Below are 13,710 nucleotides of genomic sequence, written 5' to 3' on the forward strand. Positions count from 1 at the left end.
TCAGGTCTTGTCCTTGTTCAGGCGGTTGGCAACCCAGGTCAGCACCAGCACGAAGGCGAAATAGGAGATCACCAGGGCGCTGTTGAAGTGGCCGCTGCTGTTGCGCATGTTGTTCAGGTATACCTGCAGGGTCTCGTAGCGGGTGCCCACCAGCAGGTTGGCGAACACGAACTCGCCGAACAGGAACGAGAACGACAGCAGCAGCGCCACCATCAGGCCCTTGCGCAGGTTCGGCAGCACCACCAGGAACGCCGCCTGCCAGGTGCTGGCGCCGAGCAACTGGGCAGCGTCCATCAGGTCGCGCAGATTGATGGCCTGCAGGTTGTTGGTAATTGCCCGGTACATGAACGGCAGGGCGATGGTGAAGTAGCAGCCGATCAGGATCCACGGCGTGCCGACCATCGCCATCGGCCCACTGCCGTAGAGCTGCAGCAAGCCCACCGCGGACACCACGGGCGGCACCGCGAACGGCAGCAGGATCAGCACGTTCATCAAGGCGTCGAGCTTGGGGAAGTGGTAATGCACCACGAACAGCAGCGGCAGGATCAGCACCACCGACAACACCAGCGCGCCCACGCACACCAGCAGCGACTGGCCGAAGGCGGCGAGAAAGCGTGGTTCGCTCCACAGCGCCACATACCACTTGAAGGTCAGGCCGCTGGGCAGCAGGGTCGCCGACCAGCTGGTGGCCAGCGAATAGAGCAGGGTACCGGCCAGCGGCAGCAGCAGAATGAGGAACAGCAGGTAGACCACCGCGCGGTGGTAGAGCCCGCCGGCTTTGTTTTCAGCGCGCATGGTAGCTCCTCTTGAGCAGCCATTGATGGGCCACCGTGACCACGGTCATCAGGCCCACCAGCACCATCGCCAGCGCGCTGGCCAGGTTCGGGTCGAGGCTGATGTCGCCGGCCACAAGGCCAGCGATGCGAATCGGCAGCACGTTGAAGTTGCCGGTGGTCAGGGCGTAGACGGTGGCATAGGCGCCCAGGGCGTTGGCCAGCAGGATGACGAAGGTGCCGAGCAGCGCCGGGGTAAGCACTGGCAGGCCGATATGTCGCCAGAACTGCCAATGGCTGGCGCCCAGCAGCGCGGCGGACTCACGCCAGTCTTCGCGCAGGGCGTCGAAGGCGGGGTAGAGCAGCAATACGCCCAAGGGGATCTGGAAGTAGGTGTAGACCAGGATCAGGCCGGTCTTGGAGTAGATACTGAAGTCGCCCAGCAGCCCCATCTGCTTGAGCAGCAGGGTGAGGGCGCCGTTGAAACCGAGCAGGATGATGAAGGCGAAGGCTAGCGGCACGCCGGCGAAGTTGCTGGTCATGTTGGCGAAGGCGCTGACGAAGTCGCGCAGTTTGGAATCGACCTGGCGCAGTGAATACGCGCCCAGGGTAGCGATGACGATGCCGAACAGGCTCGACCAGAAGCTGATCTCCAGGCTGCGTTGCAGCGCCTGCAGGTAGAACTTCGAGGCGAAGATCTTGCTGAAGTTGGCCAAGCCCCAGCCGCTCTCGCTTTGCAGGCTGTTGATGGCGACCCAGGCCAGTGGCGCGATCTGGAAAATGATGAAGAACACGGCGAACGGCAGCAGGCAGAGCAAGGCCAGGTAACGGCCACGATGGCTTGCATTCACTTGAGCAGCTCCCGGCAGACCGGTTTGTCGTGGGCGGCGCCGAGCAGTTCGCAGATCGTGCCGCACAGTTCGGTCTGCAGTGGCTTGGCCGCAGGGTCGAGGCTGAACGCCTCGCCGAACACGAACAGCGGCACTTCGCGTTCTTCGGCGAGCAGGCCGTTGTGCGAGCGGTCGTTGTTCATGCCGTGGTCGGCGGTGACCAGTACCTGGTAGCCCTCCTCGAGCCAGCGCGGCAGGTAGTCGGCCAGCAGGATGTCGGCGCTGCGCGCGGCGTTGCGGTACTGGCTGCTGTCCAGGCCGTGGCGGTGGCCGGCATCGTCGATGTTCATCGGGTGTACCAGGAGGAAGTTCGGCGCATGGCGGCGGCGCAGGTATTCGGCGTCGGCCAGCAGGTGCGAATCGGGATAGTGGTCGGCGTAGTAGAACAGGCCATGCTGGATCGGCAGCTTGGGTGCGTGGGTGTGGCGGTCACGCAGCGGGTCGAACGGCGAGCGGTTGTACAGCTCGCTCATCCAGTGGTAGGCCGCCGCCGCGGTGCCCAGGCCGGCCTCGCGGGCGTAGTGGAATACGCTGCGTTGGTTGGACAGGCGGTTGATGTTGTTATGCACGATGCCGCTGTCGATCGGCGGCACACCCGTGAGGATACATTCGTACAGTGGCCGCGACAGCGATGGCAGCTCGCATTCCACGCGGTACAGCGCGGCGCGGTCGGCCTCGACATAGGCGTGCAGGTGGCCCATGGCATGGTGGGCGACTTGGTGGTTGAGACCGTCGAGCAGGACCAGGATGACGTTGTGTTGCATGGTGGCTCCGCAGGGGTATCAGTCGGTAGCGCGTCGCCCTCATCGCTGGCAAGCCAGCTCCCACAGGTCTTGCGCTGACCCTGTGGGAGCTGGCTTGCCGGCGATAGGGCCGGTTCAGGCAGTTGGGAGTCTGCCCCTTATTCCATCTCGATGATTACCTGCTCCTGCCACTTCTGTGGCAGGGCCTTGGAGGTCGCTTCCCAGGCCGCAGCATCTTTGATCGGCTGGGCGGCCTTGTACTGCTCGTTGGGCAGCAGCTTGGCCTGTACATCCGCCGGCAGCTTCAGGTGTTCGGCACGGATCGGCCGGGCGTGGCCGATGGCCAGGTTGGTCTGGCCGGCATCGCTGAAGATGTATTCGCGGGTCAGCTTGGCCGCGTTAGGGTGCTTGGCGTATTTGTTGATGATGGTGGTGTAGCCGGAGGTGATCGAACCGTCCGACGGGATCAGCACCTCGAAGCGTTTCGGGTCGATCTGGTCGCGGTAGCTCAGGCCGTTGAAGTCCCACACCACGCCCACTTCCACCTCGCCTTTCTCCAGGGTCTGGATGGTCGGGTTGGCCAGCGACAGGCGCTTCTGCTGGGCCAGCTTGGTGAACAGCTGCAGGCCCGGCTCGATGTTGCTCTCGTCACCCTTGTAGGCGATGGCGGCGGCGAGCACGCCGTTGGCGGCCTGGGCGGCGGTGCCGACATCACCGATGGCGACCTTGTACTTGCCCTTTTCCAGGTCGTGCCAGGTGGTGGGGCGCTCGCCTTCCTTGACCAGATCCTTGTTGATGATGAAGGCGATGGTGCCGGTGTAGGCCAGCGCCCAGTGGCCGTCCTGATCCTTGGCCCACGCCGGGACCTGGTCCCAGGTACTTGGCTTGTAGGGTTGGGTCACGCCCTTGGCGACCGCGATCGGGCCGAAGGCCGCGCCAACGTCGCCGATGTCGGCGCTGGCGTTGTCCTTCTCGGCGTCGAACTTGGCGACTTCCTGGGCCGAACTCATGTCGGTGTCGCTGTGCTTGAGGCCGTACTTCTTCGCCAGGTCTTCCCAGGTGCCTTTCCAGTTGGCCCAGGCATCGGGCATGCCCACGCTGTTGACCGTGCCTTCCTTGCGGGCGGCGTCTTCAAGGGCCTTGAGGTCCTGGGCCATGGCCGAGGTGCAAAACGCGATGGCCGAACCGAGCAGTGACGCCATGAACAACTTTTTCATCCGAAGCTCCTTTGGTGGGTGCCTTGCATTCGTTGTTATGAACGGAAGCGGTGCTTGCGACCCCTTGGTCTAGGTCAGCAAACCTTGCGCCAAGGTAGGCCTGTTGCGTGACAGTTTGATGTAAGGGGCGGGGGCGGGTGGCAGGCCCAAGGCCCTGGAACTACAGCGTAGACCAGATCGAAAGCCTTGATTCGCGTGGGCTGGCGCGGATCTGGCAGATCTGGCAAGAGCCCTGTGGCGCCTGTGTCACAGGATATTCATCAGCCCCGCCTAGGCTTGCACTACGCTCCAACTGCCCTGTTTCGGGGCTGGACTAGTCCAGATAGGTAACCTTTGATGCAAGCGACGCCACCGCGCGCGGTAACAGCCATCTGCCATGCGTTGCAGGAGCAGATCGAACACGGCCTGCTGGCGCCCGGCGGCAAGCTGCCGGCCGAGCGCAGGCTCAGCGAAGTGTTCGACACCACGCGGATCACCCTGCGCGAGGCCCTGGTGCAACTCGAGGCCATGGGCCTGATCTACCGCGAGGAGCGGCGCGGCTGGTTCGTCGCGCCAGAGCGGTTGACGTATGACCTGATCGAGCGCAGCCACTTCCATGCGATGGTGCGCGACCAGGGGCGGGTGCCGAGCACCGAGTTGCTGTCGGCGCGGTTGCAACCGGCCTCGGCGGCGGTCTGCGCGCGCCTGCGGCTGCCGGCGCTGTCCAGCGTGGTGCGGATCTGCCGGTTGCGGCGTATCGACGGGCGTGCGGTGCTGTATGCCGAGCACTATCTCAACCCGCGTTACTTCCCAGGGATCCTCGAGCTGGACCTGGCCCAGTCACTGACCGAGATCTATGCGCGGGAGTACGTCATTCACTATGGGCAGGTGTGCTTCGAGATCCTGCCGACGGCGTTGCCGGTCGAGGCGGCGGCTGCCTTGAAGGTGTCGGCTGGCAGCCCCGGGCTGCATATCACCCGGGTCAACAGCGACCAGCATGGGCACCTGATCGACTGCGACCTGGAATACTGGCGGCACGATGCGATCCGCATTCGCGCGCAGGCGGGATAAGGGGGCTGCTGTGCAGCCCATCGCCGGCAAGCCGGCTCCCACAGGTTTGGCGTTAGTCTTGAAGGTCATGTGATCCCTGTGGGAGCCGGCTTGCCGGCGATGGGGCGCGAAGCGGCCCTAGCTGGCGGCTCCGCCGGCTTCAGGGATGGCACCACCCCCAGCCGTTACCACCTGCACCGACAGCCGTGGCGTCGCCAGATCCAACCCCGCTTCATCGAGCTGGCGCTTCAACGCCAGGTTGAACGCCCGCGACACCTCCCACTGCTTGATCGGCGCGGTCTTGAACCGCGCCCGCAGGATCGCCGAGCCCGACTCGAAGCTTTCCACACCCTGCAACTCCAGCGGCGACCAGATGTTGCGGCGCATCAGCGGGTCGTTGCGCAGCTTCTGGCCCACTTCGCGGATCAGGGTGATAGCCTGGTCGATGTTCATGCTGTGCGGGATGGCCACGCGGAAGATCGCGTAGCCGAATTCGCGCGAGTAGTTCTTGATGCTCTTGATCTCGCTGAACGGGATGGTGTGGACGATGCCGTCGATGTCGCGCAGGCGCACGGTGCGGATGGTCAGGCCCTCGACCGTGCCCAGGTGGCCGCCGACATCCACGTAGTCGTCGATGGCCAGCGAGTCCTCGATGATGATGAACAGCCCGGTGATCAGGTCGGCCACCAGCGACTGGGCGCCGAAACCGATGGCCAGGCCGATGACACCGGCACCGGCCAGCAGTGGGGTGACGTTCATGCCCATGTTGGCCAGGGCGACGATCACCGCGATGATGACGATCACCACGAACATGACGTTGCGGATCAGCGGCATCATGGTCTGTGCGCGGGCGTTGGCCAGCCCGCGCCGCGAATGCACCAGGGCATGATGCACGGCGGTGTCGGCGAGGATCCACACCAGCCAGGCGACGATCAGCGTGCCGGCCAGGCCCAGCAGGCGCAGGCTGACTTCATGGCCGTCGCCCTCGGCGAAGGTGATCATCGAGTGGCCCCAGACGCGCAAGCCCATTTCGATGAACAGCAGCCAAATGAAAAGATGCACCAAGACATAGCCGAAGTTGCGCAGGCGCTCGGTGTAGACCGCCTGGCGCTTGTTGGCGCGCCTGGGCTTGGCGGCATGGCGGCGGACCAGGCCATTGAGCACCATGCACACCACTACCAGCACCGTGCACATCAGCGACTGGCGCAGGGCGGTGCTGGTGTCGCCGGCGGAGACGAAGGTGGCGAACAGCGAGATCGCCACCAGGATCAGCGCCGGGATGTACCAGAAGCTGCCGAGCAGTTCGATGGTGTCGCTCAGGGTGCGCCGGGTCAGACGTCGGGACAGGGGCTGGTTGCGGATCAGGTGGGCGATCGGGCGGCGGAAGCGCAGGATGAACAGCCCGGTGCATAGCGCGGCGACCACATTGGCCAGGGTGGCCAGGGCGTGGGCCAGGTGGCTGCCCAGCGCGGTGGTCAGGCGTGGGTCGCTCATCGCCTCGCCGAACGCGGCGAAGCTGCCGATCAGCCACAGCGGGCGGAACGCCTGGTGCCGCAGGATATGCAGGGCGCGGTGGCGATGCGGACCGTCGAGCAGCGAGAAGGCAATCACGCAGATCGCCGAAAACAGCGTGCCGACCACCAGCGCGTAGGCCAGCACCATCGCCATCGACTTGCCCAACGAGGAGGGCAGGGCGAAGCTCAGGTACACGGTGAACACCAGCGCCACCAGCCAGGGCCCCAGCTTGCGCAGGGCAAAGCGCACCAGATCCCAGGTCCGCGGGTGCTGCGGCAGATCCTCGGTCAGGCCGAAACGCAGGCGTACGCGGTGGCCGATCCAGTTGAAGGCATAGGCCAGCAGGCCCCAGACCAGGATGACCCCGGCAAAGCCGAACAGGATCGCCGGCCATTGATGCACCGGCACTACCAGCGCGGCCAGCTCGTCCTGGGCCTGGTCGATCTCCTGCGACCAGCGCTTGAACGGGCTGGCATCGCCGCTGAACTGTTTCTCGAAGTCATGCAGGGCACCGCCGATCAGGCCGAGCACGCCCTGTTCGACGGTAGGTTGCGATTGCTTGGTGGCGTCGCGCAGCTTCTTCAGGTCGGCCAGCAGCTTGGCGCGTTGCTGGTCGTTCTCCAGGTTCTTGATCACCTCGTCCAGAGACTTGCCCAAGGGCTCGCTGGCTTCGGGCTGGGCGGGCGTGCTGGAACCGAGCAGGCCAGGCAGGCCGGCGGCATGCACCGGTGGGACGAGCAGCAGGAACAGCAGCGTGATGCAACGCAGGAGGGCTGGCACCGGGAAATCTACCTCAGGTCAAACGTTTGCCCGAGTGTAGAGGTTTACGACGGCAGTTTCTCGAGGATCTTCCAGCAGGTGAGGCCGAAAATGCCGAGGGTGCCGATCCACATCATCAGCACGCCGACATTGCGCTCGCGCAGGCTGAAGCCGATGGTCAGCAGCATCAGGAACAGGAACACCGGCACGAACAGGGACAGGAACGGCGATGACATGGACAGCATCCTTGTGTTTTTGGGGCCATGTATCAAGCATAGCGCTTTGCAAGCGAGGCGGATTGATCGGCGGCAGGCGGTGGCCCGATCGCGTGGCAAGTCGCACCGCCACACCGCCGCTCCCACAGGTCCGTGTGGGAGCGGGTTGGCCTTCAGGGCAGTTCGCGGCTGCGGTAGAAAGCGCCGAGCACTTTCACCAGGTGGGCGAGGTCATGGCTGCCGCACAGCTCGCGGATCGAGTGCATGGCGAAGGTCGGCAGGCCGATATCCACCGTGCGCACGCCCAGGTGGCTGGCGGTGATCGGGCCGATGGTCGAGCCGCAGCCCATGTCGCTGCGCACCACGAAGCTCTGCACCGGTACTTCCTCGGCCATGCACAGGTGGCGGAAGAACCCGGCGGTTTCGCTGTTGGTGGCGTAGCGCTGGTTGTTGTTGACCTTGATCACCGGGCCGGCATTGAGCTTGGGGCCGTGGTTGCCGTCGTGTTTGTCGGCGTAGTTGGGATGCACGCCGTGGGCGTTGTCGGCCGAGACCATCAGCGAGCGCTGGATAGTGCGCACGTAATCATCGCCATCGGGCAGCAGGCGTTGCAGGGTCTGTTCGAGCATCGGGCCATCGGCGCCGCAGGCCGAGCAGGAGCCGACTTCCTCGTGGTCGTTGCACACCAGTACGCAGGTCTCGTCGCCTTCGGCGTTCAACAGCGCCTGCAGGCCGGCGTAGCACGACAGCAGGTTGTCCAGGCGGGCGGCGGCGATGAAGTCGCCGTTCAGGCCGATCAACGCGGCGTCCTGGGTGTCGTAGAAGCTCAGCTCGTAATCCAGCACCACGTCGGCGTTGAGGTCGTGCTCGCGGGCCAGCTGCTCGGTGAGCAGGGCGCGGAAGTCGACGCGCTCGTCACCGGCGACCTGCGCCAGGATCGGTGGCAGTTCGGTCTGCGGGTTGATCTGCCAGCCTTCGTTGGCGGTGCGGTTGAGGTGGATCGCCAGGTTGGGGATCACCGCGATCGGCAGCTTGAAATCGATCAGCTGGCTTTCCACCTTGCCGTCGCGGCGGAAGGTGACCCGGCCGGCCAGCGACAGGTCGCGGTCGAACCAGGGGGCGAGCAGGGCGCCGCCGTACACTTCCACGCCCAGTTGCAGAAAGCCCTGGCGCTGCAGTTCGGGCTGCGGCTTGACCCGCAGGCAGGGGCTGTCGGTGTGGGCGCCGACCATGCGGATACCGCCGATCAGCGGCGAATGCTTGCCGAGCTTGATGGCGATGATCGAGGAATCGTTACGGGTCACGTAGTAGCGACCGCCAGGCACGGTGGCCCAGCTGTCGCGCTCGTCCAGGCGCTGGTAGCCGGCAGCTTCGAGGCGCTGCGCGAGGCTGGCGGTGGCGTGGAAGGGCGTCGGGGAGGCCTTGAGGAATTCGATCAGGCCGGCGTTCAGGGCATCGCGCATAAGTCACTCCAGACAGCAGTGGCGCGAGTTTAGCGTAAATACTCGAAAATTTGTGTCGAGCCATCGCGAGGCGTGGCAGCGCCCCGCGATAGGCCCGGGCCTTAGAACGGCGCCGGGCACTCGAACTTCATGCGCGCCCCGGACACCGGATGGGTGAAGCTCAGCATCGAGGCATGCAGGCACAGCCGCTCATGGGCGGCCAGCGCCTCGGGGTTGGCGTACAGCCGGTCGCCCAGCAGCGGGTGGCCGATCGACAGCATGTGTACGCGCAACTGGTGCGAGCGCCCGGTGATCGGCGTCAGTTCGACCCGGCAGTGATCGCCGCAGCGCTCGAGGATGCGCCAGAAGGTCAGGGCGTGCTTGCCCTGCTCGTGGTCGACCACGTGGCGCGGCTTGGTCGGCGGGTCGTAACGCAGCGGCAGGTCGATGCTGCCGCTGTCGAGCGCAGGCTGGCCCCAGCACAGTGCGGTATAGGCCTTCTCCGTCTCGCGGTCGTGGAACTGGCGTGACAGTTCGCGGTGGCTGTCGGCGTCGCGGGCGAGCAGGATGATCCCCGAGGTTTCCCAGTCCAGGCGATGGACGATCAAGGCGTCGGGGTAGCCGTTTTCCTGCAGGCGGGTGATCAGGCAGTCCTTGTTGTCCTCGGCGCGGCCCGGCACCGACAGCAGCAGGGTCGGCTTGTTGATGACCAGGACGGCGGCGTCTTCGTGCAGGATCTGGATGTTCGACAGCGGCATTGCTAGGTCTCGGTGAAATGGCGGAAAGCACTGGGGCCGCCTTGCGGCCCATCGCCGGCAAGCCGGCTCCCACAGGGTCCCGCGTTGTCTGTGGGAGCCGGCTTGCCGGCGATGGGCTGCAAGGCAGCCCCAATGATTACACCCAGATGCGCGATCAGCGCTCGGGCAGGGTGATGTTCAGCTCGAGGATCGAACAGCTGCCCTGGTTTTCCAGCGCCACCTGTACATCGTCGTTGCCGATGTTGACGTACTTGCGAATCACCTCGACCAGCTCTTTCTGCAGGGCGGGCAGGTAGTCCGGGGTGCTGCGCTGGCCGCGCTCGTGCGCCACGATGATCTGTAGACGCTCTTTCGCTACCGACGCGCTGGTCTGTTTCTGTCTGCCACGAAAGAAGTCAAAAAGGTTCATGGTTTACTTGCCTCCAAACAGACGCGAGAAGAATCCTTGCTTCTGCACGTCGATGAACCGCAGGGGCTTCTCTTTGCCCAGTAGACGGTCGACGGTGTCACTGTACGCCTGGCCGGCATCGCTCTGGTCGTCAAGGATGACCGGGATGCCCTGGTTGGAGGCCTTGAGAACGGCTTGCGACTCGGGGATCACACCCTTGAGCTTGATCGCCAGGATCTCTTCGACGTCGGCGATGCTGAGCATCTCGCCCTTTTCGACGCGCTCGGGGTGGTAACGGGTGATCAGCAGGTGTTCCTTGATCGGTTCTTCGCCATTTTCGGAGCGGCGCGACTTGCTCGACAGGATGCCCAGCATACGGTCGGAGTCACGTACCGAGGACACCTCGGGGTTGGTCACGACGATGGCTTCGTCGGCGAAGTACATCGCCAGGTGCGCGCCCTTCTCGATACCGGCCGGCGAGTCGCAGATGACGTAGTCGAAGGTATCCTTCAGCTCCATCAGCACCTTCTCGACGCCTTCCTGGGTCAGAGCGTCCTTGTCGCGGGTCTGGCTGGCGGCCAGCACGAACAGGTTCTCCAGGCGCTTGTCCTTGATCAGGGCCTGCTGCAGATTGGCCTCGCCGTTGACCACGTTGACGAAGTCGTACACCACGCGGCGCTCGCAGCCCATGATCAGGTCGAGGTTACGCAGGCCGACGTCGAAGTCGACGATGACCGTCTTGTAGCCACGCAGTGCGAGGCCGGTACCGATGGCGGCGCTGGTGGTGGTCTTGCCCACACCCCCCTTGCCGGAAGTGACGACGAGAATCTTGGCCAAGGTGTTTCACCCCTAAATAAACGGGACGTGGGTCCCTGCAAATACAAAAAACGGCAACGGGAAAAAGTTGCGCTAAAAATGCCGGCAAGTATCCGTTAAAGACGGGTGATGTTCAACACGTCACCGGACAGGCTGACCTGCACGCCCGAGCCCCACAGCGGGTCGCGGCGCAGGTCCTCGCAGACTTTGTACTGGCCGGCGATGGAGACCATTTCCGCGGTCATTTGCTGGCAGAAGATGCGCGCCTTGGTGTTGCCCTTGATACCGGCCAGGGCGCGGCCGCGCATGGCGCCGTACACATGGATGTTGCCATCGGCGAGAAGTTCCGCGCCGGGGCTGACGGAGCCGGTCACCACCAAGTCGCCGCCCTGGGCGTAGATCTGCTGGCCGCCGCGCACGGGCGAAGTAATGATGCGGGTCGGGCGCACCTCGGGTTCGGCGGGCGCCGGTGGCGGCGCTGGCGCGGGTTCGGGCTTCTTCGCTTCCGGTTCGGGTTCGAGCGGGCGTTCGCGGGCGCCGGACGGCGGCAGTACCGGCAGGTCGATGGCGATCGCCGCGGCGATGTCCTCGATGCGGTTGGCGCGGATCGCCAGGGTGCGCAGGCCATGGTGACGGCACACGCGCATCAGTCCGGGCAGGTCGATGGCGCCTTCGTCATGGGGCAGCTTGTCCAGGGCCAGCACCAGCGGTGTGTTGCTGAAGAAATTCGGCGCCTGCGCGACCTTCGCCGCCAGTTGGCGGTCGAGGGACTCGAGGTCGTTGCGCGCCAGTTCCAGCACGGTGATGGCAAGCATGCTGCCCTTGAGCTGGAACACGGGGGTGTTGTCGGGTGTCTGGTTGGTGCTCATGGTCTGCATAGACGGCTTGTTGCGAAAAAAGTGCCCTGACTTATAGCGATAAGACCGATTGCCCGCAACCGATGTAGAATGCCCGGCTCATGTCTTGCCGGAAGCTTCAATGGAACGCCCGCGTTTTCGATCCTCTTTCCTTCACCCGCGATTCTGGGGCCTGTGGCTGGGCCTGGGCCTGCTGTGGCTGGTCGCTCAGCTGCCGTACCGGGCCTTGCTGGGGCTGGGGCGCGGCCTTGGCGCGGTGATGTACCGGCTCGCGGGCGAACGCCGGCGCATTGCCGCGCGTAACCTCGAATTGTGTTTCCCCGAACTGTCCGGCGACGAACGGCAGCGTCTGCTCAAGGAAAACTTCGCCTCCACGGGCATCGCTTTCTTCGAGATGGCCATGAGTTGGTGGTGGCCAAAGGCCCGGCTGGCGCGCCTGGCGCATATAGAGGGGATCGAGCACCTGCAGGCCGCCCAGTGCGACGGCGAAGGTGCCATCCTCATGGCCGTGCACTTCACCACCCTGGAGATCGGCGCCGCCTTGCTGGGCCAGGTGCATACCATCGACGGCATGTACCGCGAACATGGCAACGCGGTGTTCGATTTCATCCAGCGCCGCGGCCGCGAGCGGCACAACGCCGATTCGCTGGCGGTGGAGCGCGATGACGTGCGCGGCATGCTCAAGCTGCTGCGCAAGGGGCGGGCGATCTGGTACGCGCCGGACCAGGACTACGGCATCAAGCAGAGCATCTTCGTGCCGCTGTTCGGTATCCCCGCCGCCACTGTCACCGCTACCACCAAGTTCGCCCGGCTGGGTAAGGCGCGGGTGATTCCGTTCACCCAGAAACGCCTGGAGGATGGCAGCGGCTATCGCCTGGTGGTTCACCCGCCGCTCACGGACTTCCCCGGCGAAACCGAGGAGGCCGACTGCCTGCGCATCAACCAGTGGGTCGAGGGTGTGCTGCGCGAATGCCCGGAGCAGTACCTGTGGGCGCACCGGCGCTTCAAGTCGCGGCCCGAGGGTGAGCCACGACTGTATGACAAGAAGAAAAAATGACCGAAGGGCTGTGGCTGGTCCCGCGATAGGGCAGGTACAGGCAATCATCGATTCCAGGGAGGAGCAATGACCCCGACCACCGGCCTGATCCTCTCCGGCGGCGGTGCCCGCGCCGCCTATCAGGTCGGCGTGTTGGCCGGCATCGCCGAACTGCTGCCCCCGGGCGCCGCCAACCCTTTCCCGGTGATCGTCGGCACCTCCGCCGGCGCCATCAACGCGGTCAAGCTGGCCAGCGGCGCCACCCGCTTCGCCGAGTCGGTGGCGCAACTGACGGCCTTCTGGCAGAACTTTCGCAGCCACCTGGTGCTACGCAGCGACTGGCCAGGCGTGATCCGCCAGGCCAGCCGCTTCGTCGGCCACAGCCTGCTGGGGCTCGGCGGCCAGGTGCCGGTGGCGCTGCTTGACAGCCGCCCACTGCGCCACCTGTTGCACGAGCACCTGGACCTGGACGGCATCACCCACTCACTGGCAGCCAATCAGTTGCGCGCCATCGCCGTGACCGCGTTCGGCTACGAGTCCGGCCAGGCGGTGACCTTCTACCAGGGCCGCGACACCATCGAGCCCTGGCTACGCCACCGCCGCATCGGCATGCCCACGCCGCTGACCATCGACCACCTGCTGGCCAGTTCGGCGATCCCGCTGCTGTTCGCGCCGGTCCGGCTGGGCGATGAGTTCTACGGCGATGGCGCGGTGCGCCAGTCGGCGCCGATCAGCCCGGCGCTGCATCTGGGGGCCAGCCGCGTACTGGTGGTCGGGGTCAGCGGCAACCCCCAGCGACCGTCGCCGCCGCTGCCGACCCAACGGCTATTCAGCGGCCAGCAACCGAGCCTGGCGCAGATCGGCGGGCACATGCTCAACAGCACTTTCATCGATAGCCTCGAGGATGATATCGAGCTGTTGCAGCGGCTCAACCATCTCAGTCATCTGCTGCCAGCGCATCTGGACGCCCGGCGCCTGGGGCTGGCGCCGATCGAGGTGCTGGTGGTGGCGCCCAGCCAGCCGCTGGACGAGATTGCCGCTCGTCATCGGCGCGAGTTGCCGGCAGCGCTGAGGGTGTTTCTGCGCGGGCCAGGGGCGACGAAGACCAGTGGGGCAGGGGTGCTGAGCTACCTGTTGTTCGAGGCGAGCTATTGCAGCGAGCTGATCGAGCTGGGGCGCAAGGATGCGTTGGCCAAGCGGGAGCTTTGCCAGTTCCTGGGTATCTGAGGCGGCCCTTTCGCCGGCAAGCCGGCTCTTTCAAGTACTGCGCTG

14 protein-coding genes are annotated in these 13,710 nt (G+C 65.1%); 3 read left to right on the plus strand and 11 right to left on the minus strand.

The window, feature by feature from the left end:
- From KSS90_RS07110 to KSS90_RS07125, 4 genes are all read right to left on the minus strand, one after another.
- Complete coding sequence (locus KSS90_RS07110) at positions 1–795, minus strand: ABC transporter permease (RefSeq protein ID WP_217868776.1); 795 nt, start codon at positions 793–795, stop codon at positions 1–3.
- On the minus strand, positions 785–1,624 hold the full coding sequence (locus KSS90_RS07115; protein WP_094011831.1) for an ABC transporter permease: 840 nt from the start codon (positions 1,622–1,624) through the stop codon (positions 785–787). The genes KSS90_RS07110 and KSS90_RS07115 overlap by 11 nt, the downstream gene beginning before the upstream one ends.
- Complete coding sequence (locus KSS90_RS07120) at positions 1,621–2,427, minus strand: alkaline phosphatase family protein (RefSeq protein WP_046854568.1); 807 nt, start codon at positions 2,425–2,427, stop codon at positions 1,621–1,623. The genes KSS90_RS07115 and KSS90_RS07120 overlap by 4 nt, the downstream gene beginning before the upstream one ends.
- A 137-nt stretch (positions 2,428–2,564) precedes the next feature.
- The gene (locus tag KSS90_RS07125) at positions 2,565–3,623 is read right to left on the minus strand and encodes an ABC transporter substrate-binding protein (RefSeq protein ID WP_217868777.1); all 1,059 of its coding nucleotides are present in this window, start codon (positions 3,621–3,623) and stop codon (positions 2,565–2,567) included.
- A 336-nt stretch (positions 3,624–3,959) separates the two neighbouring features.
- On the opposite strand from KSS90_RS07125, the gene KSS90_RS07130 reads away from it, so the two are divergent.
- The gene (locus tag KSS90_RS07130) at positions 3,960–4,673 is read left to right on the plus strand and encodes a UTRA domain-containing protein (protein ID WP_217868778.1); all 714 of its coding nucleotides are present in this window, start codon (positions 3,960–3,962) and stop codon (positions 4,671–4,673) included.
- A gap of 117 nt (positions 4,674–4,790) precedes the next feature.
- Here the strand turns inward: KSS90_RS07130 and KSS90_RS07135 are convergent, their stop codons facing one another.
- From KSS90_RS07135 to minC, 7 genes are all read right to left on the minus strand, one after another.
- The gene (locus KSS90_RS07135; RefSeq protein ID WP_217868779.1) at positions 4,791–6,947 is read right to left on the minus strand and encodes a mechanosensitive ion channel family protein; all 2,157 of its coding nucleotides are present in this window, start codon (positions 6,945–6,947) and stop codon (positions 4,791–4,793) included.
- Positions 6,948–6,991: 44 nt separating this feature from the next.
- Complete coding sequence (locus KSS90_RS07140; RefSeq protein ID WP_167388396.1) at positions 6,992–7,162, minus strand: hypothetical protein; 171 nt, start codon at positions 7,160–7,162, stop codon at positions 6,992–6,994.
- A gap of 152 nt (positions 7,163–7,314) precedes the next feature.
- Positions 7,315–8,604 carry a M18 family aminopeptidase gene (locus tag KSS90_RS07145; RefSeq protein WP_023631594.1) on the minus strand — a complete coding sequence of 430 codons (1,290 nt, stop codon included), beginning with the start codon at positions 8,602–8,604 and terminating at the stop codon, positions 7,315–7,317.
- A 101-nt stretch (positions 8,605–8,705) separates the two neighbouring features.
- Positions 8,706–9,341: an RluA family pseudouridine synthase gene (locus KSS90_RS07150; RefSeq protein WP_217868780.1), complete on the minus strand. Its 636-nt coding sequence runs from the start codon at positions 9,339–9,341 to the stop codon at positions 8,706–8,708.
- 154 nt (positions 9,342–9,495) lie between these two features.
- The gene (gene minE / locus KSS90_RS07155; protein WP_011532731.1) at positions 9,496–9,750 is read right to left on the minus strand and encodes a cell division topological specificity factor MinE; all 255 of its coding nucleotides are present in this window, start codon (positions 9,748–9,750) and stop codon (positions 9,496–9,498) included.
- Between the two features lie 3 nt (positions 9,751–9,753).
- On the minus strand, positions 9,754–10,566 hold the full coding sequence (gene minD, locus KSS90_RS07160) for a septum site-determining protein MinD (RefSeq protein ID WP_217868781.1): 813 nt from the start codon (positions 10,564–10,566) through the stop codon (positions 9,754–9,756).
- A gap of 95 nt (positions 10,567–10,661) precedes the next feature.
- Positions 10,662–11,423: a septum site-determining protein MinC gene (gene minC / locus KSS90_RS07165; RefSeq protein WP_217868782.1), complete on the minus strand. Its 762-nt coding sequence runs from the start codon at positions 11,421–11,423 to the stop codon at positions 10,662–10,664.
- Between the two features lie 100 nt (positions 11,424–11,523).
- Here minC and KSS90_RS07170 point away from each other — a divergent pair, with 100 nt between their 5' ends.
- Both KSS90_RS07170 and KSS90_RS07175 read left to right on the plus strand, forming a co-directional pair.
- Positions 11,524–12,459: a lipid A biosynthesis lauroyl acyltransferase gene (locus KSS90_RS07170; RefSeq protein ID WP_217868783.1), complete on the plus strand. Its 936-nt coding sequence runs from the start codon at positions 11,524–11,526 to the stop codon at positions 12,457–12,459.
- Between the two features lie 66 nt (positions 12,460–12,525).
- On the plus strand, positions 12,526–13,665 hold the full coding sequence (locus KSS90_RS07175) for a patatin-like phospholipase family protein (protein WP_217868784.1): 1,140 nt from the start codon (positions 12,526–12,528) through the stop codon (positions 13,663–13,665).
- Positions 13,666–13,710: the final 45 nt, after the last annotated feature.

Origin of the sequence: Pseudomonas maumuensis (genome assembly GCF_019139675.1) — a bacterium.
Taxonomy (GTDB): domain Bacteria; phylum Pseudomonadota; class Gammaproteobacteria; order Pseudomonadales; family Pseudomonadaceae; genus Aquipseudomonas; species Aquipseudomonas maumuensis.

Excerpts from the sequence above, each read along its gene's own strand:
- KSS90_RS07110 (WP_217868776.1), bottom strand. The coding sequence starts at position 795 with ATGCGCGCTGAAAACAAAGCCGGCGGGCTCTACCACCGCGCGGTGGTC.
- KSS90_RS07120 (WP_046854568.1), bottom strand. The coding sequence starts at position 2,427 with ATGCAACACAACGTCATCCTGGTCCTGCTCGACGGTCTCAACCACCAA.
- KSS90_RS07125 (WP_217868777.1), bottom strand. The coding sequence starts at position 3,623 with ATGAAAAAGTTGTTCATGGCGTCACTGCTCGGTTCGGCCATCGCGTTT.
- KSS90_RS07130 (WP_217868778.1), top strand. The coding sequence starts at position 3,960 with ATGCAAGCGACGCCACCGCGCGCGGTAACAGCCATCTGCCATGCGTTG.
- KSS90_RS07140 (WP_167388396.1), bottom strand. The coding sequence starts at position 7,162 with ATGTCATCGCCGTTCCTGTCCCTGTTCGTGCCGGTGTTCCTGTTCCTG.
- KSS90_RS07145 (WP_023631594.1), bottom strand. The coding sequence starts at position 8,604 with ATGCGCGATGCCCTGAACGCCGGCCTGATCGAATTCCTCAAGGCCTCC.
- KSS90_RS07150 (WP_217868780.1), bottom strand. The coding sequence starts at position 9,341 with ATGCCGCTGTCGAACATCCAGATCCTGCACGAAGACGCCGCCGTCCTG.
- minE (WP_011532731.1), bottom strand. The coding sequence starts at position 9,750 with ATGAACCTTTTTGACTTCTTTCGTGGCAGACAGAAACAGACCAGCGCG.
- minC (WP_217868782.1), bottom strand. The coding sequence starts at position 11,423 with ATGCAGACCATGAGCACCAACCAGACACCCGACAACACCCCCGTGTTC.
- KSS90_RS07170 (WP_217868783.1), top strand. The coding sequence starts at position 11,524 with ATGGAACGCCCGCGTTTTCGATCCTCTTTCCTTCACCCGCGATTCTGG.
- KSS90_RS07175 (WP_217868784.1), top strand. The coding sequence starts at position 12,526 with ATGACCCCGACCACCGGCCTGATCCTCTCCGGCGGCGGTGCCCGCGCC.